13 protein-coding genes are annotated in these 19,688 nt (G+C 50.2%); 4 read left to right on the top strand and 9 right to left on the bottom strand.

What is annotated here, in order from left to right; all coding sequences use genetic code 11:
* The first annotated feature begins 126 nt into the window (after positions 1-126).
* From focA to pflA, 3 genes are all read left to right on the top strand, one after another.
* Positions 127-984 carry a formate transporter FocA gene (focA, locus tag VJY99_RS04945; RefSeq protein WP_324116880.1) on the top strand — a complete coding sequence of 286 codons (858 nt, stop codon included), beginning with the start codon at positions 127-129 and terminating at the stop codon, positions 982-984.
* Positions 985-1,037: 53 nt separating this feature from the next.
* On the top strand, positions 1,038-3,320 hold the full coding sequence (gene pflB / locus VJY99_RS04950; RefSeq protein ID WP_324116882.1) for a formate C-acetyltransferase: 2,283 nt from the start codon (positions 1,038-1,040) through the stop codon (positions 3,318-3,320).
* A 332-nt stretch (positions 3,321-3,652) separates the two neighbouring features.
* Complete coding sequence (pflA, locus tag VJY99_RS04955; protein ID WP_324116883.1) at positions 3,653-4,393, top strand: pyruvate formate lyase 1-activating protein; 741 nt, start codon at positions 3,653-3,655, stop codon at positions 4,391-4,393.
* Positions 4,394-4,546: 153 nt separating this feature from the next.
* On the opposite strand, the gene VJY99_RS04960 is transcribed toward pflA, so the two are convergent.
* The 9 genes from VJY99_RS04960 to lrp all read right to left on the bottom strand — a co-directional run bounded on the left by VJY99_RS04960 (position 4,547) and on the right by lrp (position 18,170).
* On the bottom strand, positions 4,547-5,695 hold the full coding sequence (locus VJY99_RS04960) for an MFS transporter (protein WP_324116885.1): 1,149 nt from the start codon (positions 5,693-5,695) through the stop codon (positions 4,547-4,549).
* Positions 5,696-5,984: 289 nt separating this feature from the next.
* Entirely contained in the window at positions 5,985-6,845 is an 861-nt protein-coding gene (locus VJY99_RS04965) for a dimethyl sulfoxide reductase anchor subunit family protein (RefSeq protein ID WP_324116887.1), read from the bottom strand.
* Between the two features lies 1 nt (position 6,846).
* Positions 6,847-7,464, bottom strand: coding sequence for a DMSO/selenate family reductase complex B subunit (locus VJY99_RS04970; protein ID WP_324116889.1), 618 nt, complete (start codon positions 7,462-7,464; stop codon positions 6,847-6,849).
* A gap of 10 nt (positions 7,465-7,474) precedes the next feature.
* Positions 7,475-9,919 (bottom strand): dimethylsulfoxide reductase subunit A, encoded by a 2,445-nt coding sequence (dmsA, locus tag VJY99_RS04975; RefSeq protein WP_324116891.1) that lies wholly within the window; start codon positions 9,917-9,919, stop codon positions 7,475-7,477.
* 352 nt (positions 9,920-10,271) lie between these two features.
* Positions 10,272-11,564: a serine--tRNA ligase gene (serS, locus tag VJY99_RS04980; RefSeq protein WP_324116893.1), complete on the bottom strand. Its 1,293-nt coding sequence runs from the start codon at positions 11,562-11,564 to the stop codon at positions 10,272-10,274.
* Positions 11,565-11,656: 92 nt separating this feature from the next.
* A complete protein-coding gene (locus VJY99_RS04985; RefSeq protein WP_324116895.1) occupies positions 11,657-13,000 on the bottom strand; it encodes a replication-associated recombination protein A in 1,344 nt (447 codons plus the stop codon).
* 8 nt (positions 13,001-13,008) lie between these two features.
* The gene (gene lolA, locus VJY99_RS04990) at positions 13,009-13,620 is read right to left on the bottom strand and encodes an outer membrane lipoprotein chaperone LolA (protein WP_324116897.1); all 612 of its coding nucleotides are present in this window, start codon (positions 13,618-13,620) and stop codon (positions 13,009-13,011) included.
* 163 nt (positions 13,621-13,783) lie between these two features.
* Complete coding sequence (locus VJY99_RS04995) at positions 13,784-17,554, bottom strand: DNA translocase FtsK 4TM domain-containing protein (RefSeq protein WP_324116899.1); 3,771 nt, start codon at positions 17,552-17,554, stop codon at positions 13,784-13,786.
* 121 nt (positions 17,555-17,675) lie between these two features.
* Positions 17,676-18,170: a leucine-responsive transcriptional regulator Lrp gene (gene lrp, locus VJY99_RS05000; RefSeq protein WP_324116901.1), complete on the bottom strand. Its 495-nt coding sequence runs from the start codon at positions 18,168-18,170 to the stop codon at positions 17,676-17,678.
* 501 nt (positions 18,171-18,671) lie between these two features.
* On the opposite strand from lrp, the gene trxB reads away from it, so the two are divergent.
* On the top strand, positions 18,672-19,646 hold the full coding sequence (gene trxB, locus VJY99_RS05005) for a thioredoxin-disulfide reductase (protein WP_324116902.1): 975 nt from the start codon (positions 18,672-18,674) through the stop codon (positions 19,644-19,646).
* Positions 19,647-19,688 lie beyond the last annotated feature (42 nt).

Here is a 19,688-nt window from a genome sequence, read left to right on the forward strand (position 1 = left end):
CTGAAATACAGGTAAACACCTGCTTTTTTCAGGCCTATAAGCTTGGCGAGATATGATCCATATCAATTTTTACTCTATAATGCTTTGTTAGTATCTCGTCGCCGAATTAAATAAGAGAGAGTTAGTGTGAAAGCTGACAACCCTTTTGATCTATTGCTCCCAGCCGCTATGGCTAAAGTCGCCGAAAATGCTGGCGTCTATAAAGCAACAAAACAACCGCTGACCACGTTTTATTTAGCGATAACAGCGGGTATGTTCATCTCGATTGCCTTCGTCTTTTACATCACCGCGACAACTGGCACTTCAACTATCCCCTATGGGATTGCAAAGCTGATTGGCGGAACATGCTTCTCCTTAGGGCTTATCCTGTGTGTTGTTTGTGGTGCCGACCTGTTCACTTCCACAGTGTTGATTGTTGTCGCCAAGGCCAGTGGCCGTATCACATGGGGTCAACTCGCTAAGAACTGGATTAACGTTTATATCGGTAACCTGTGCGGCGCGTTGATGTTTGTGGTGCTGATTTGGTTGTCAGGTATGTACATGACAGCCAACGGTGCATGGGGTCTGAATGTGTTACAAACCGCAGACCATAAAATGCATCACACCTTTATTGAAGCGGTATGCCTCGGTATTTTGGCTAACCTGATGGTTTGTCTGGCTGTCTGGATGAGTTATTCAGGTCGCAGCTTGTTGGATAAGATGTTTGCGATGATCCTCCCGGTAGCTATGTTTGTTGCCTGCGGTTTTGAGCACAGTATTGCAAACATGTTTTTGATCCCTATGGGTATCATTATACGCGACTTTGCTAGCCCGGAATTCTGGACCGCTGTTGGGTCGTCTCCGGAAAATTTCTCTCACTTGACCGTATTGAACTTCATCACTGACAACCTGATCCCTGTGACTATTGGGAACATTATCGGTGGCGGTGTACTGGTTGGGTTGACGTACTGGGTAATTTATCTGCGTGGTGGTGATCAGCACTAAGTGCTCACTATCGTGTAGGGAATAAGAAATCCACATTAGAAGGTAGGTGTTAAATGTCCGAACTTAATGAGAAGTTAGCCACAGCCTGGGAAGGTTTTGCCAAAGGTGACTGGCAGAATGAAGTCAACGTGCGTGACTTTATTCAGAAAAACTATACCCCTTACGAGGGTGACGAATCCTTCCTGGCAGGTGCGACTCAAGCAACTTCCACGCTGTGGGACAGCGTCATGGAAGGTGTTAAACAGGAAAACCGCACTCACGCGCCTGTTGATTTCGACACTGACCTTGCTTCCACCATCACCTCCCATGATGCTGGTTACATCAACAAGTCCCTCGAAACTATCGTAGGCCTGCAAACTGATGCTCCACTGAAACGTGCAATTATTCCGTTTGGTGGCATCAAAATGGTTGAAGGTTCTTGCAAAGTATACGGTCGTGAACTTGACCCAATGCTGAAGAAGGTCTTCACCGAATACCGCAAAACTCACAACCAGGGTGTTTTTGACGTTTATACCAAAGACATCATGAACTGCCGTAAATCAGGTGTAATCACTGGTTTGCCAGATGCTTATGGCCGTGGCCGTATCATCGGTGACTACCGTCGCGTTGCGCTGTACGGTATTGATTTCCTGATGAAAGATAAATTCGCTCAGTTCAATTCTCTGCAATCCAAACTGGAAAACGGCGAAGACCTGGAAGCGACTATTCGTCTGCGTGAAGAAATCTCCGAGCAATACCGTGCTCTGGGTCAGATCAAAGAAATGGCTGCTAAATATGGCTGCGATATCTCTGGTCCTGCTACAAACGCTCAAGAAGCTATTCAGTGGACTTACTTCGGCTACCTGGCCGCGGTTAAATCACAGAACGGCGCTGCAATGTCCTTCGGTCGCGTATCCACCTTCCTGGATGCATTCATCGAACGTGACCTGAAAGCAGGCAAAATCACTGAGCTTGAAGCACAGGAAATGATTGACCATCTGGTCATGAAACTGCGTATGGTTCGCTTCCTGCGTACCCCTGAGTATGATGAGCTGTTCTCTGGTGACCCAATCTGGGCGACAGAATCTATCGCCGGTATGGGCGTAGATGGCCGTACTCTGGTGACTAAATCCAGCTTCCGCTTCCTGAATACCCTGTACACCATGGGTCCTTCTCCGGAGCCGAACATCACCATTCTGTGGTCTGAAAAACTGCCACTGAACTTCAAGAAATACGCGGCTAAAGTCTCCATTGATACTTCTTCTCTGCAATACGAGAACGATGATCTGATGCGTCCTGACTTCAACAACGATGACTACGCAATTGCTTGTTGCGTAAGCCCAATGATTGTTGGTAAGCAAATGCAGTTCTTCGGTGCTCGTGCTAACCTTGCGAAAACCATGCTGTATGCAATCAACGGTGGCGTTGATGAAAAACTGAAACTGCAGATCGGTCCTAAAGAAGCGCCAATCATGGCTGATGTTCTGGATTACGATAACGTTCTGGATCGTCTGGACCACTTCATGGACTGGCTGGCTAAACAGTACGTCACCGCGCTGAATATCATTCACTACATGCATGATAAATACAGCTACGAAGCGTCTCTGATGGCTCTGCATGACCGTGACGTTGTTCGCACCATGGCGTGTGGTATCGCAGGTCTGTCTGTTGCAGCTGACTCCCTGTCTGCAATTAAGTACGCGAAAGTTAAACCTATTCGTGACGAAGACGGTCTGGCTGTAGACTTCGAAATCGAAGGCGAATATCCACAGTTCGGTAACAACGATTCTCGCGTAGATGATATCGCTGTTGACCTGGTAGAACGTTTCATGAAGAAAATTCAGAAACTGACTACTTACCGTAACGCTATCCCGACTCAGTCTGTTCTGACCATCACCTCTAACGTGGTTTATGGTAAGAAAACGGGTAATACCCCAGACGGTCGTCGTTCAGGCGCGCCATTCGGTCCAGGTGCTAACCCAATGCACGGTCGTGACCAGAAAGGTGCTGTTGCCTCTCTGACTTCCGTTGCTAAACTGCCGTTTGCTTACGCTAAAGATGGTATTTCTTATACCTTCTCTATCGTTCCTAACGCACTGGGTAAAGACGACGAAGTTCGTAAAACTAACCTCGCGGGTCTGATGGATGGTTACTTCCACCACGAAGCGTCCATCGAAGGTGGTCAACACCTGAACGTGAACGTAATGAACCGTGAAATGCTGCTGGACGCGATGGAACACCCTGAGAAATATCCTCAGCTGACCATTCGTGTTTCCGGTTACGCTGTACGTTTTAACTCTCTGACTAAAGAACAGCAGAAAGACGTTATTACCCGTACCTTCACTCAAACCATGTAATTCACGGTTTGTCTGAAAAGGCGTAGAATAAAGGCTCCACTCCGGTGGGGCCTTTTCTTATCCCTCATCGGTGAGAACCCGTTTTGCAAGATAACTGCTACGTTTAAGTCCATACCCTAAATAATTCATGTTGCAGGTAGGCGGCAAAAGAATGAATCCCCAGGAGCTTACTTTAGTAAGTGACTGGGGTGAGAGAGAGCAGCCAACACCCCTGCAACTTGAAGTATGACGGGTATCTTGCAAAATTGATTCGACGCGGCAATCTATATATAGACCGCGCTCAACCTGGTTGATGCCTTTGAGCATCAGCCAATACTGGAGAGAACACCGCAATGTCAGTAATTGGCCGAATTCATTCCTTTGAATCCTGCGGTACCGTGGATGGTCCCGGTATTCGTTTTATCACCTTTTTCCAGGGCTGCCTCATGCGCTGCCTGTATTGCCATAACCGTGATACATGGGACACGCATGGTGGCCAAGAGATTACCGTTGAAGAGCTGATGAAAGAAGTTGTGACCTACCGCCACTTTATGAACGCCTCTGGCGGCGGTGTTACGGCATCAGGCGGTGAAGCGATTCTGCAAGCAGAGTTCGTTCGTGATTGGTTCCGCGCCTGCCGCAAAGAAGGTATTCATACGTGTCTCGATACTAACGGTTTCGTCCGCCGCTACGATCCGGTGATTGATGAGTTACTAGAAGTGACCGATTTGGTGATGTTGGATTTGAAACAGATGAACGATGAAATCCACCAGAACCTGGTGGGTGTTTCTAATCATCGTACACTCGAGTTTGCACGCTACCTTTCTGATAAGAATGTTAATGTCTGGATTCGTTACGTTGTCGTTCCTGGCTGGTCAGACGATGATGATTCCGCGCATCGCCTCGGCGAGTTCACGCGTGATATGGGCAACGTAGAAAAAATTGAATTGTTACCGTACCACGAGTTGGGCAAGCACAAGTGGGTAGCAATGGGCGAAGAGTACAAACTGGATGGTGTGCATCCGCCGAAGAAAGAGACCATGGAACGCGTAAAAGGCATTCTGGAACAATATGGTCACAAGGTGATGTACTAGAAAAGGCCCCTCGAAAGGGTCACTCCGTTAGTTTAAGAATGAGATACCTGGGGCGACCACCAGGTTTGGCGTCCCTCTGGGAACCAAATCCCGGCGTTTCCCCTCATTCATCGACTTAAGTGAACGGCGTTACTCGAAAGAAGGGCTTTTTTATCAGGCGTGTGCAACAGGCGTTGAATGAGGCTTGGCTTTGCGCAGCAACATCAGTAAGTAAACGAATGCCACACCGGCAATCATGACAAACAATAAACTGTCCGAGTAGCTTTGCATCAGCATCGATGTAAACGTTGGGCCAAGCAAACTGCCTACTGTGTAACTCAGCAGCAGGGCCTGGTTCATCGCGACCAATTGGTGGTGTTCAACTTTTTCACAAGCCCATGCCATCGCCACCGGGTAGAGTGTGAAACCAGCCGCGCCCAGAACAAATAAAGTCGGCCCCATCGCTGCGTGACTCAACATCGCCATGCAACCCAGAATCACAACAAACACCTGAACACGCAGTACTAATAAACGACCAAATCGATCGGCCAGACGGCCAACCGGCCACTGCCCAACAATCCCCGCGCTGACCATTACCGCCATCCAGAAACCAATACCTGCATCACTGATGCCCTGATGGTTTAAATACAGTGGCATTAAACCGTAAAGGGAGCCGAGAACAATCCCTGAAATAATGCAACCATTCACCCCAAGACGTGCATGTCGCAGACGCAGCATGGGCCATACAGGTGTTGCCTCCTGGTTTTCACTACGATCGCTGACAATATGAGTGAAGAGTAGCGGAAGAATTGCGGCCAGCGTTAACGCGGTTACCCAAGGTAAAACGCTGGCTAAATCCGTCGGCATTTTACTTATCAACAATTGGCCAAGTACCGTGCCAACGTAATAAACCATCATGTATGCTGCCAGTAGGCGCCCACGATTACGCGACGTACCGCTGCACATCAGTGCGCTCTCGACGACCACCCAGATCATCGCGCAGCCAATACCCGCGATGAATCGCCACATCATCCAGCTCAAGAACCCGGTCATTAATCCCAGACCTGCGCAGCCAGCAGCAAAAATCAACGACGCAAGATAGTAGCTACGGTTGAATCCCTGGCGTTTAATCAGCCACCCAGTCATCAGTGTACCGACCAGATTTCCAGTGAAGTACGACGAACCCACCATCCCGACTTGCCAGGTGGGAAGATTTTCGTGAGCTAACCAGAGTGGAACCAGCGTGTTTAATACCGCAATAGCCAGGGTCAAAAGCATCAGGCCGCAGAGCAAAAGTATGACTGGCCGTGTATAGGTGGACATGTAAAAAACCGAGAGGAAGAGAAGAAATTTGTGCGCATCATGCCACTGAAAGAATGATTGTCAATCCAGCACTGACAGGGTCTGGCACGATTTACATGGTGTCGATTTGAAAAACTCATCTAACTTGTAAACGAAGCACAGGCCGGTAATGTTATCTCTCTGTTTTTGATGGAAATGGGGATTATGAACCGAAGCGGAAGAGATGAAATAATTCATGGAGAATTGGGTGATATTTTCTTATGCAAAGATAAGAAATGCGCCCGAAGGCGCATTTAATTGTGATGATTTGTTAGCTGGCAATCGCCATGCCGACAGTCATATGCAAGCCATAGAACACACCGCGCCCAATCAGTTCGCCAGCAATCACTAACACGAAAGCAAATGCCAATACTGCTGGACTCGCCTGCCCGCCTTTAAGCTGTGGAACAATCCAACAGACTAAGGCTGCAACCAATACCAACAGTCGCCACGACATTAACGCGCCAAATTGCGGCACCAGTGCTGATGCCTGCGCAATCGAGCTCTGAATCGTTGCCAACTCCATGCCTTGCAGCATCACAACCACGCTACTTGCCAGCACTGCCAACAGCGAAATAGCGGGAAGAACACGCATGCCCCACCCCGTTACGCCTGCGACACGCAGTAACAGATAACCCAACAGCGGCCCGCCAATAAACATCGTCAGGAAGAAGCTCAGTGGCGTATAAGCGCTATACCAGGTTGGTACGGTATCAATCAAGTAGACTCGGCACATCATCCAGACGAAGAACACGCCCAGAATCATTGTCAGAACCATCCAGATTTTACCCAACGCCTGAGGCATTTTGCCCAGTACAGTAACCAGCCACCAGAAACCACCGACAGCAAAGAACACCGAACCGCTGGCAATTTCATTACTCAACGCTGACTCACCAATGCGATTGAGTGAGTTGAACGCGCGCAATGGCGAACCTAAGTGTAAGACTGAGGCGATAAAACCAATGCCCATCAGTACCCACAGCACAATCATTGCCCAATGGACTCTTTGTTGCTGTGTGCGTTCTGGAACACCCGTCATCAATGCCAACGCCATGACGATAAAACCGCCCGCGACGCACTGCCCTAACACTGTAAAGACCATTAACGGCCATTCATGCCATCCGTTTCCCATCTCACACCTCCTCTGGGTTTGCCAGATAGCCGGTTTTATCCCCACAAGGACGGCTGTTGGCGTTGGGTTTAATGACAATATTTGGCTTCGTGAAATGTGCTGATGGCAGAGGGGCAATCGCTGCTTGCTGACCATACTTCTCACGCAGTTCCGCGATAGGTGCCATATCCAGGGCACGCAAAGGGCAAGAATCCACACAGATTGGTTTCTTACCTTCAGCAATACGCGAGTAACAGCCATCACATTTCGTCATATGCCCTTTTTGCGCGTCGTACTGTGGTGCACCATATGGGCAAGCCATATGGCAATAGCGGCAGCCGATACAAATATCTTCGTTTACCACCACAAAACCATCTTCACGCTTATGCATTGCCCCGCTTGGGCAGACCTTGGTACAGGCAGGGTCTTCGCAATGGTTACAGGCAATCGACAAATAGTAGGCAAACACGTTTTGCTGCCAAACACCGTTATCTTCCTGCCAGTCACCGCCAGCATATTCATAGATGCGGCGGAAGCTGACATCCGGTCCTAAGTTTTTGTAGTCTTTGCACGCCAGTTCGCAAGTCTTACACCCGGTGCAGCGGCTGGAGTCTATATAAAATCCGTATTGAATTGTCATCAGCTATTCCTTACGCCTTTTCGACCTGGACGAGGTTACTGTGGGATGGGTTACCTTTCGCCAGTGGCGACGGTCGCTGGGTGGTTAACACGTTAATGCTGCCCGCCTGGTCCACCTTGTTGGCATCCGGGCTGTACCATGCCCCTTCCCCCATCGCGACAACGCCAGGAATAATGCGTGGCGTGACTTTTGCGTTGATATTGACGACACCGCGTCCGTTGAAAACGCGCACCCTATCGCCGTTTTTAATCCCACGAAGCTGGGCATCAATTGGGTTGATCCACATTTCCTGACGACAAGCCGCCTTCAATACTTCCACGTTGCCGTAGGTTGAGTGCGTGCGTGCTTTGTAGTGGAAACCGGTCATCTGCAATGGCCATTTCTCTGCTAGCGGATCGCCAAAACTTTCGAAACCGGCGCTATAAACCGGCAGTGGATCGATGACGTCTCCTTCGTTGAGTTGCCACGTCGCAGCAATCTGCGCCAGTTGCTCAGAATAGATTTCAATTTTCCCTGACGGAGTCGTCAGCGGGTTAGCCGCAGGATTTTCACGGAAGGCTTTATAAGCCACGTGATGACCTTCTGGATCGCGCTTCTTGAAGATACCTTGCTTGCGGAATTCATCGAAGCTTGGCAGTTCTGGCATCGCTACCTGGGACTGTTGATACAAGTGACGCATCCAGCCTTCTTGCGTGCGGCCTTCGGTAAACTTCTCCTCAACGCCCATACGTTTTGCCAGTTGGCTGGTCATCTCATAGATAGTTTTGCACTCAAAACGCGGTTTTATTGCCTGATCTGCAAAAATCACATAGGACATGTTGCCGCACGACGCATCAAGGCAGAAATCCATCTGTTCAGACGCCGTGCAGTCTGGCAGCAGAATATCTGCATATTTAGCAGATGAAGTCATGTGGTTATCAATCACCACAATCATTTCGCATTTCTTGTCGTCTTGCAGAATATCGTGAGTACGATTGATCTCGGAATGCTGGTTAATCAGACAGTTACTGGCGTAGTTCCAGATCATCTTGATCGGCACATCGAGTTTATCTTTGCCGCGAACACCATCGCGAGTTGCCGTCATGTCCGGGCCACGCTCGATGGCATCGGTCCACAGGAACATCGAAATACTGGTTTGGACTGGGTTTTCCAGCGTAGGCATACGAACGAACGGTAAATCGTAAGAACCTTCGCGTGCACCGCTGTTCCCACCGTTAATCCCAACGTTGCCCGTCAGAATTGACAGCATAGAGATAGCACGGGAAACCAGCTCACCATTCGAGTGGCGCTGCGGCCCCCAGCCCTGGCTGATAAACGCAGGTTTTGCGGTGGCGATTTCACGAGCCAGCTTAATAATGCGCTCAGCAGGAATACCGGTAATTTTTGCCGCCCATTGTGGCGTTTTCGCCACTCCATCAGCACCATTCCCTAGAATATAGGCTTTGTAATGACCGTTAGCCGGGGCTGTTTTTGGCAGTGTTTTTTCGTCGTAACCGACGCAATATTTGTCGAGGAAAGGCTGATCGACGAGGTTTTCTGTGATCATTACCCACGCTAACGCGGAGATAAGTGCTGCGTCAGTGCCTGGACGAATTGGGATCCATTCATCTTCGCGCCCAGCACCTGTGTCGGTATAACGTGGGTCGATGATAATCATGCGTGCGTTAGATTTTTCGCGCGCTTGCTCGAGGTAATAAGTCACCCCGCCGCCGCTCATGCGCGTTTCACCAGGGTTATTACCAAACAACACCACGAGTTTGCTGTTTTCAATGTCAGACGGGCTGTTGCCATCCGCCCAACCACCGTAGGTGTAATTCAGGCCGGCTGCAATCTGAGCGGTGGAATAGTCACCATAGTGATTCAGGTACCCCCCGCAACAGTTCATAAGACGGGCAATTAATGTTGAACCCGGCGGCCACGAACGCGTCATCGTGCCACCTAGCGTACCCGTACCGTAGTTCAGATAGATTGCTTCGTTGCCATACTCTTTGATGATGCCTTTCATGCTATTAGCGAGGATATCGAAGGCTTCGTCCCAGCTGATACGCTCAAACTTGCCTTCACCACGAGCACCCACACGCTTCATGGGATATTTCAGGCGATCGGCATTGTAGACACGGCGACGCATCGAACGGCCACGCAAACAGGCACGAACCTGATGCAACCCTTCGTAATCATCATGACCGGTATTGTCTGTCTCAACGTATTTGATTTCGCCATCCACAACATGCATACGCAGTGGGCAGCGGCTACCGCAGTTGACTGTGCAGGCGCTCCAGATAATTTTTTCCGGTGTACTGACGGTATCAGCAGCGTTTTGTGCGAAAGCCAGGCGGCTAAAGGGAAGTGATAAAGCACCCGTCGCAGCTGCAAGCCCACCAATAGCCGTGGTTTTCATCAGCTTACGGCGACTTACATTGGCGGCAAGAACCACATTAGAAGTTTTCTCGTTCATAGGACCCACTTGTTCCATGCTCACGTTTAAACAAGCCGGCAGCGGTTACTCAGGGAAGTACGGCCCGCGTTTCCATTGCTCAGCCAAAAGCAGAAAGGAGTGTCTTAATATTTGCCAGTATCACGACTGACGACCCGGTTAAGTCATTTAACCTAAAGTCGCCAAATGATAAGAATACTGAATGAATTGTTGTAATAATCATCACGCTCTTTCTTGAGCCAATAATACTCACATAGAGGTATTCGTTCTTGTTTGGTGTCAATAAAGTGAGATGATCACTGGGAATGAGAATATTTACGGCAAAAAAAAGCGCCCGTAGGCGCTTTTAAAGGAAAAAAATCTCGTTAATACATTAGCCGATGTACTCAAGCCCTTTCATATAAGGACGCAATACTTCAGGCACTTCGATACGACCGTCTGCCTGTTGGTAGTTTTCGAGCACAGCAACCAGAGTACGACCGACAGCCAAACCGGAACCGTTCAGTGTATGCACCAGACGGGTTTTCTTGTCTGCTTTGCTGCGGCAGCGAGCCTGCAAACGACGCGCCTGGAAATCCCACATGTTCGAACAAGAAGAGATTTCACGGTAGGTGTTCTGTGCCGGCAACCAGACTTCAAGATCATAGGTTTTAGCCGAGCCAAAGCCCATATCGCCACTGCACAGCAGCACTTTACGGTATGGCAGACCCAACAATTGCAACACTTTCTCAGCATGACCGGTGAGTTCTTCCAGTGCATCCATTGAGTCTTCCGGACGAACGATCTGCACCATTTCTACTTTATCGAACTGGTGCTGACGGATAAGACCACGGGTATCGCGACCGTAGGAACCCGCCTCGGAGCGGAAGCACGGTGTATGGGCAGTCATTTTCAGCGGCAGAGAGTCTTCATCAATGATCTCGTCACGCACCAGGTTGGTCAACGGCACTTCCGCGGTTGGGATCAGCGCGTAGTTGCTGGCACCCGCTTCTTCATCCAGCGGACGAGTGTGGAACAGGTCACCACCGAATTTCGGCAGCTGGCCAGTACCGTACAGCGTTTCATGGTTAACCAGGTACGGCACGTAGTTTTCAACGTAACCATGCTGTTCGGTATGCAGATCCAGCATGAACTGGCTCAGGGCACGATGCATGCGGGCGATTTCACCTTGCATCACGACAAAACGGGAGCCGGTCAGTTTTACCGCAGCAGCAAAATCCAGGCCTTTGGCCATTTCGCCGAGGGTCACGTGATCGCGCACTTCGAAATCGAATTGACGCGGCTCGCCCCAGCGGCTGACTTCAACGTTTTCGCTGTCGTCTTTACCGAAAGGTACGCAATCGTCCGGAATGTTCGGCAGAGTCAGAGAGATATCGCGAATTTCTAGCAGCAGAGAATCAAGCTCGGTTTTTGCCGCATCCAGCTCATCGCCCAGTTGGTTCACTTGCAAACGCAACGGCTCGATGTCTTCCCCGCGCGCTTTCGCCTGGCCTATGGATTTCGATCGCGAGTTACGTTCAGCCTGCAGATTTTCAGTTTTAACCTGCAATACTTTACGACGCTCTTCTAAAGAGCGCAGCGTTTCTACATCCAGCTTAAAGCCTCGGCGTGCCAGTTTTTCAGCGACTGCGTCTGGCTCTGTACGCAGCAGATTGGGATCGAGCATGCTTATCCTGTGCTTATCGAATTAATGAAGGGGATGCGGTCACAGCCTGCAACCGCATTGATATTCTTGCTAACCTTACCGCAACGTCTGCATTAGCGGTAGCGTTTTGTCGGGCTATTTTGATCCTGTTCAGCAAGCCAGGCGAGCTTTTCACCAATCTTGCCCTCAAGACCTCTGTTTGTCGGCTGATAATAGCGTGTTTGTGCCATTTCCTGTGGGAAGTAGACCTCCCCAGACGCGTAGGCATTGGGTTCGTCATGAGCATAACGATACTCCTGACCATACCCCATTTCTTTCATCAGTTTGGTTGGTGCGTTGCGCAAATGGACGGGAACGTCGTAATCGGGACGCTCGCGGGCATCGGCCATGGCGGCTTTAAATGCCGTATATACGGCATTGCTTTTTGGGGCACACGCAAGATAAACGATGGCCTGAGCAATCGCACGCTCACCTTCCGCAGGGCCAACGCGTGTAAAGCAATCCCACGCAGCAAGAGCGACCTGCATCCCACGCGGATCGGCATTACCTACATCTTCGGATGCAATTGCCAACAAACGGCGGGCGACATACAACGGATCACCACCGGCCGTAATAATACGAGCATACCAATACAGGGCAGCGTCAGGTGATGAACCCCGTACCGATTTATGCAGTGCTGAAATCAAATCGTAGAAACGGTCACCTTTATTATCAAAGCGCGCACTGCGTTCCCCTGCAATTTCCGTCAGCAGGGCGATAGGTAACTCACGAATACCGCTGCCATTGGTTTCGGCCATATCAGCCATCATTTCCAACGTATTCAACGCGCGGCGGGCATCACCATTGACCAGCTCGGCTATCGCACGGCGAGTTTCATTCGGCATGGCAATATTCTGCCCGCCATAACCGCGTGCGGTATCGTTCATTGCCTGGTCGAGTACTTTTTCGATATCTTCCGTCGTAAGCGATTTGAGCAAGTAAACGCGTGCGCGTGACAATAGTGCCGAGTTAAGCTCGAAAGATGGGTTTTCAGTGGTGGCACCGATAAACGTGATTGTGCCGTCTTCAATATGAGGCAAAAATGCGTCTTGTTGGCTTTTATTGAAACGATGGACTTCGTCGACAAACAGAATAGTGCGTCGTCCAGCGTTACGATTCTGCCGCGCGCGCTCTATGGCTTCACGAATTTCTTTCACGCCGGAAGTCACCGCCGAGATACGTTCAACATCCGCGTCAGCATAGTGAGCAATCACTTCCGCAAGCGTGGTTTTACCCGTACCGGGTGGCCCCCATAAAATCATTGAATGGAGATGCCCCGCTTCGATAGCTTTAGGAAGCGGTTTGCCTGGGGCGAGCAGATGTTGTTGACCGATGTACTGCGCGAGGTTCTCTGGCCGCATACGCGCGGCCAGAGGCTGGAAGGTATTCTCAGAAAAATCGAGCGACAGGTTGCCCACTCATACCTCTACTTACGTTGATCGTCCACCGTCACGCCTTTAGGCGGGGTAAACGTAAACTTGCTCAGGTCCACAGCACCATTTTGTTGGGTTTTCAGCGCATAGCTGCTGCGTTGATCGTCTTGCTCAATGGCACTGAACTGATGGATAGTCCCGTCGCGCCCAACATTAATGGTGAACTGCTTAAGATTACCGGCGCTGGTTTTTGGCGTCAGTATGAAATCATCACCGCTTTGTTTGATGTTGTACTGCTGCCAGTCACTGCTTTGGTTACGTGCAATCAACATAAACGGCGTATTGCCGGTCGCGTCTTTTAACCAGGTCGCGCTGACTTGTTCAACAAACGGGTTATAGAACCACAGTGTTTTACCATCAGAAACCAGAATGCTTTCATCAGGCTGAGTCATATGCCAGTTGAACAGATTTGGACGCTTAACCCACAAATCACCCTGACCTTCTTGCACTGCAGCACCGCTACCATCTGTCACTTTCTGGGTGAAGCTGGCGTGGAAGCTACTGACTTTATCTAAACGATTTTTCAAGTCACCTGCGGCATCGGCCCAGGCAGCGGTTGCAGTCAAAGCCGTCAACAAAGCACAAGTAATAGCGATTTTTTTCATGATGATCCCTTAAAATTCATGCGCCACAAAGCGACTGCACTGTGGCATTTCTGTTGCCCACTTTAGTCGAGTGCCATTGATGAGCAACAGAAGAAAAAGCTGATTTTCCGGTAATTTACCCTTCTTTGCACAAGAGCCGCAACGGCGACTCTTGCACACAGGATTACTCGAATGGTGGCGGAGCCAATACTTCGCGGTTACCGTTATGCCCCTGTGGGCTCACGATACCCTGCGCTTCCATTTGTTCAACAATTCGAGCGGCTCGGTTGTAGCCGATACGGAACTGACGCTGAACGCCGGAAATAGAGGCTTTTCGTTTTTCGACCACGAAAGCAACGGCCTGATCAAATAACGGATCGAGTTCTTCATCACCGTCAAGACCGCTGTTTGTGCCGCCTTCACTCTCATCTGCTGACGTAATGCTAAGGTCATACTGTGGACGTTCACGCGCTTTCCAGTCTTGCACTACCGCGTGAACTTCTTCGTCACGTACAAAGGCACCGTGCACGCGCACTGGCAAGGTGGAGTTTGGCCCGCAATACAACATATCCCCCATTCCAAGCAGTGACTCAGCTCCCCCCTGATCAAGAATGGTACGGGAGTCTATTTTGCTCGAGACAGTAAAGGCGATTCTCGTCGGGATATTCGCCTTAATAAGGCCCGTAATCACATCTACCGAAGGACGTTGCGTCGCCAGAACAAGATGTATCCCCGCCGCACGTGCTTTCTGTGCGAGACGAGCAATCAGTTCTTCAACTTTTTTGCCAACTGTCATCATCAGGTCAGCAAATTCGTCCACCAGAACGACGATATACGGCAGTTTTTCAAGCATTGGATGGGCAACTTCCATGCTGTCGCCCGGCTTCCAGAATGGATCTGGAATTGGACGGCCCATGCGCTCCGCTTCCAGAACACGCTCGTTGTAACCTGCCAGATTTCGCACGCCTAACGCTGACATCAGTTTGTAGCGGCGTTCCATTTCATTAACGCTCCAACGCAATGCGTTAGCGGCGTCTTTCATATCTGTAACAACTTCAGTCAACAGATGCGGGATCCCCTCATAGACTGACAACTCGAGCATTTTCGGGTCAATCATGATGAATTTCACATCTTTAGGGCTGGCCTTGTACAACATACTGATGATCATTGCGTTCACACCGACAGATTTACCGGAGCCTGTGGTACCGGCAACCAGCAAGTGCGGCATTTTCGCCAGATCGGCAATCACCGGCTCACCACCGATATCCTTGCCCAGCACTACAGTTAACGGTGAAGTACTATCACGGAACTTGGCGCAATCCAGCACTTCGCGTAGGTAAACGGTCTGGCGTTTTTTGTTCGGTAACTCCAGACCAACATAAGGTTTACCCGGAATAACCTCTACCACACGTACCGCAACCGTCGACAATGAACGCGCAAGATCGCGCGACAAGTTAGAAATGCGAGCAGCTTTTACGCCAGGTGCCAGATCCAACTCAAAACGGGTGATCACTGGGCCTGGAGATGTTCCAACCACGCGAGCCTGAATACGGTAGTCCGCCAAGCGAGTTTCTACCAAGCGAGCCATTTGCTCCAAAGCAAAGGTATCCACCGGTTCAACTTCTGCTGGCGGTGACGTCAGCAAGTCCAGCGATGGCAATGGCGTTGTTGGGCGCTGCCGCGGACGATCGTCTCCGTTTCGCATCAGGAATGGGTGAATCAAACTTTCTTGCATCGATGGTGCGGCAACTGGAGCAGGTGCTGGCGGTTGCTGCTGCACATGCGACTGTGGTGCGGCTTGCCAACTTTGCGGTTGCTGAACAGGCGCAGGCGCTTCGACCGGACTCGGTGTAAATAATGGCTCGCTCGGCCCATCATTAACTAACGTTTTCATTGGCGAGAAATCAAAATCATCCAGTGAGAACGGCACATTATTTGGCGGTTGCTGAGTCGGTTGCTGTTGTTCCGCTGAGTAGCGCTGCTGCTGTTGTGCCGCAAATTGACGCGCTAATTCAGCCTGCTCAGCCTCATCTTCACCTTGCTGTGAAGAGCCATCTTCAAACTCTTCGCCATAACGATGCTGTTGCTGAGCAGCAAACTGACGAGCAAGTTCCTGCTGCTGAACTTCTTCGTTGTCGTCGGTATAGTCATCGTCTATGTCCACACCATTCTGACGACGAGCTTCCTCTTCGGCCATACGCTGAGAAGGCAGCTTAATTCCGTATGAAGCAAGTTCACGGCGAGTCGGTACCCGTACACGATTTGGGCGTGGCAACTGCGGGCCAATCCCTTCTTTCGTCTGAGGACGTGGCGCGTCACTGGCAATGCTAAACACAGGGCTAAAGACCGCCGCTGCACCCACGACTGTTGCCGCGTCTTTTACGTCTTGTGGAATGGCAACCGCTGGTGTTGGCATTGCAGGTGTTGTATCGAAAACATTATGCGGCATTGATGGTGTTTCAATGCGTGGCGCTGATGTCGACGTGGTTTGAGTAAACGCAGGGCTTTGATCATAGCCATAAGGATCAGGTTTTGGTTCATTAACCGGCTGATACCAGGCAGCGAGTTGCTCCCGTTCGCGCGCACGTCGCTCTTCGACTTCTTCGAAATGGTAAATCGGCGGACGTACAGCCGGTTTTATTTCTTCAACAGGTTCAGGTTCAGCGATGAATTCGGCTGGAACAGGTTCATAGTAAGCAGGCTCAAGTGGCGCTGACTCAACGACGAGTTCTGACCTATGGTTAGTCACCTGTTGCGGAGTGTATTGTTCACCCTCACGTTGTGCGTGGTAACTGTCAGGCGCAGGGGCAATCACTGGCTCCGGAGTCACTGTGGTTGGCGCAGGTTCCCAGGCAATAGCCGGTGTATGTTCTACTTCTGGAACAGGGGCCGTAACCGGAGACACAGTTGCCGTTGGCATAACCGGTGCGGCATAGTCTGGATGATTTGCCATCGCCGCTGTGGCTGTAAATGTAGCTGTAGCGGCTACAGGTGCAACAATAGACTGGCCGTGTAACAGTGGATCGTATTCGTCGCTTTCCGGCAATGTGGCTTTGTTACCAGAAAACAGTACGTCATCTTCCGGTAGCGTCGCTTTGTTATTTGAGAACAAAACGTCATCTTCGGCGTCGTCCATCCGCTTACCTGAAAACAGCGCAGAGTCTGTTTTACGTGCATTTGGATTGGCAAACTTCTCCGAGATGCGCTGCCTGCGTGCTAGTGCGCCACGTAGAATGCGTGCACGACGAGATTCGCGCTTTTCTACTTCTGGCGCGTGCTCTTCGTCATGTGTTTCATCTTCATAGTCGTACTCGTCATCCTGCCAGGTGTTATCCCGGCGAGTACGGTTGCTAGCGAAAGTGAGTATGCTCAAGACCGCACTGCCAATTTTTTCAGCAATACTGACCCACGACCAGCCGGTAAACAGAGTCAAACCTGCCGCCCATACACACAACAACGCGATAGTGCCGCCGCTGCTATTAAGCAGAGGCTGCATAGCGGTGCTCAGCAAACTTCCGATAACCCCACCCGAGGCGAAATACCAGATGTCATCGGCGTTAATTGCCGCAAGGCCACAAGCCGTCAGCACCATTGCCAGTACGCCAATAAGACGTAAGGAAACGGCGAAATAATCGATAAACTCTTCGCTATCCCGATTGCGGAACGTGAACCAACACGCACCGATAATGATGACCGGGATGGTGTAGGCCATTACGCCAAAGATGAAAAATAACGTATCGGCCAACCACGCACCTGGCGTCCCTCCCAAATTATGGATAGGTTCGTGCCATGCGGTTTGTGACCAACTTGGATCGGAAGGATTGAAACTAAGCAACGCCGCCATCAAATAGACGGCAAAAATGGCAACAAGGAGCAATAACGCCTCTAACGCCCGACGCCCGCTGCTGAGTTTCCTCAATGTAACTTCTTTTTCTTCGGTGTATTCCTGGCTCAAGTAAGACTCTCCAGGTCCTTAATAACTATGGAGAGCAACAATGCCGGGCATTCCCGGCACTGTTGCTGTATGAATTACCAGGAGTGTAACCAAAATACGCAGATTTTGCACCTGGCCCGTGTTAACGGGTTTTAATAACCAGACGGTTGCTCTGTTTGACCTCTTCCATGACAACATAGGTACGGGTATCGTTCACACCCGGCAGTCGTAACAAGGTTTCACCGAGTAATTTGCGGTACGCTGACATATCAGGTACACGGGTTTTCAACAGATAGTCGAAATCACCGGATACCAAATGACACTCTTGAATTTCTTCAAGTTTTTGAACTGCGGAGTTAAATTGCTCAAAGACATCTGGAGCGCCACGATTCAGAGTAATCTCAACAAAAACCAGAAGTGATGCATCCAGATAATGCGGGTTTAACAGAGCGGTGTAGCCCTGGATGAAACCCTGTCGTTCCAGACGACGCACGCGCTCGAGACACGGAGTCGGTGAAAGCCCGACTCTTTTAGAAAGTTCGACGTTAGAAATACGCCCATCCTTCTGGAGTTCATTAAGAATGTTGCGATCGATGCGGTCGAGATCTTTGCCAGGGCGCTTCTTGTTATCTACCATTATTATAGTCTCTCTGTGTTCCTTCCTTCACCTGCCATAACCCGGTCAACGTCAATGTTCCGGGTGTACGTGAGAAGACCGGTGCCCAACGGCTGCTAACGACATCACTCATGGCGTCTGTCCACGCCATGAGTAGATTTCAATAACCCGGTAAAATTGCATCAGGTTTGCGTGATTATTTTACAACGCTTACACCAAATGTTTTTCTTCCTCGAATGTTTTCGCAAATGCTTAGCGGATTGTCAAAGCAAAACATCTAAAATTAGTGGAACGTGCCATATATCCGGGGTACTTGACGATTATTCATCACTTTACCAATGTGAGTATTTAAACTGTTTAGATGGATTTTTATGCGTTTTAGCTGTGATGGCTACGGTTGATTGAACACAGCTATTGCACAGATAGTTAACATATTCGCCAACTCCGCCCCTGCACCCTTTTTTTAACCCGCCAAATTCCCTACAATCCCTCGATTGTCTGCCAACGTACAATGAGGATCTCATGGGCACCGCTAAACACAGTAAATTGCTAATTCTTGGCTCCGGCCCTGCGGGCTACACCGCAGCAGTCTACGCGGCACGCGCCAACCTCAAGCCCGTTTTGATTACCGGGATGGAAAAAGGTGGCCAATTGACCACTACCACCGAAGTTGAGAACTGGCCAGGTGATCCTAACGACCTGACTGGCCCTGCGTTGATGGAGCGCATGCACGAGCACGCGACCAAGTTTGAAACAGAAATTCTGTTTGACCACATCTCGAAGGTTGATCTACAAAACCGTCCATTCCGTCTGACGGGTGACAGTGGCGAATACACGTGCGATGCGTTGATCATCGCAACTGGCGCATCTGCACGTTACCTGGGTTTGCCTTCTGAGGAAGCGTTTAAAGGCCGTGGCGTTTCTGCCTGTGCAACGTGTGATGGCTTCTTCTATCGCAATCAAAAAGTTGCGGTAATCGGGGGAGGGAACACCGCTGTTGAAGAAGCACTTTACCTGGCAAATATTGCCTCTGAAGTGCATCTGATTCACCGTCGTGACAGCTTCCGTGCCGAGAAAATCCTTATCAACCGTTTGATGGAAAAGGTGAAGAACGGCAACATCGTGCTACACACCAACCGGACTTTAGATGAAGTCACCGGCGATCAAATGGGTGTGAGTGGTCTGCGTCTGCGCGATGTGCACAATACGGATACCACTGAAAATCTTGAGGTTGCAGGCCTGTTTGTGGCGATCGGCCACAGCCCGAACACCGGTATTTTTGCCGATCAACTCGAACTGGAAAATGGCTATATCAAAGTACAGTCCGGTATTCACGGCAATGCCACGCAAACCAGTATCCCAGGCGTATTTGCAGCAGGTGATGTGATGGACCATATCTATCGTCAGGCAATCACTTCTGCTGGCACTGGCTGTATGGCCGCTCTGGATGCAGAGCGCTACCTGGATGGGTTAGCCGAACAGAATAAGTCTCTCTAACAGCCACTATCGGCAGTTTGAAGATAAGTAAAGGCGACTGAA

Origin of the sequence: Buttiauxella sp., assembly GCF_035271705.1 — a bacterium.
Classification (GTDB): Bacteria; Pseudomonadota; Gammaproteobacteria; order Enterobacterales; family Enterobacteriaceae; genus Buttiauxella.

Bases quoted from the DNA above. Each gene is read 5' to 3' on its own strand.
- lrp (WP_324116901.1), bottom strand. From the start codon at position 18,170: ATGGTAGATAACAAGAAGCGCCCTGGCAAAGATCTCGACCGCATCGAT.
- VJY99_RS04970 (WP_324116889.1), bottom strand. From the start codon at position 7,464: ATGACAATTCAATACGGATTTTATATAGACTCCAGCCGCTGCACCGGG.
- pflA (WP_324116883.1), top strand. From the start codon at position 3,653: ATGTCAGTAATTGGCCGAATTCATTCCTTTGAATCCTGCGGTACCGTG.
- dmsA (WP_324116891.1), bottom strand. From the start codon at position 9,919: ATGAACGAGAAAACTTCTAATGTGGTTCTTGCCGCCAATGTAAGTCGC.
- lolA (WP_324116897.1), bottom strand. From the start codon at position 13,620: ATGAAAAAAATCGCTATTACTTGTGCTTTGTTGACGGCTTTGACTGCA.
- trxB (WP_324116902.1), top strand. From the start codon at position 18,672: ATGGGCACCGCTAAACACAGTAAATTGCTAATTCTTGGCTCCGGCCCT.
- VJY99_RS04965 (WP_324116887.1), bottom strand. From the start codon at position 6,845: ATGGGAAACGGATGGCATGAATGGCCGTTAATGGTCTTTACAGTGTTA.
- pflB (WP_324116882.1), top strand. From the start codon at position 1,038: ATGTCCGAACTTAATGAGAAGTTAGCCACAGCCTGGGAAGGTTTTGCC.
- VJY99_RS04960 (WP_324116885.1), bottom strand. From the start codon at position 5,695: ATGTCCACCTATACACGGCCAGTCATACTTTTGCTCTGCGGCCTGATG.
- serS (WP_324116893.1), bottom strand. From the start codon at position 11,564: ATGCTCGATCCCAATCTGCTGCGTACAGAGCCAGACGCAGTCGCTGAA.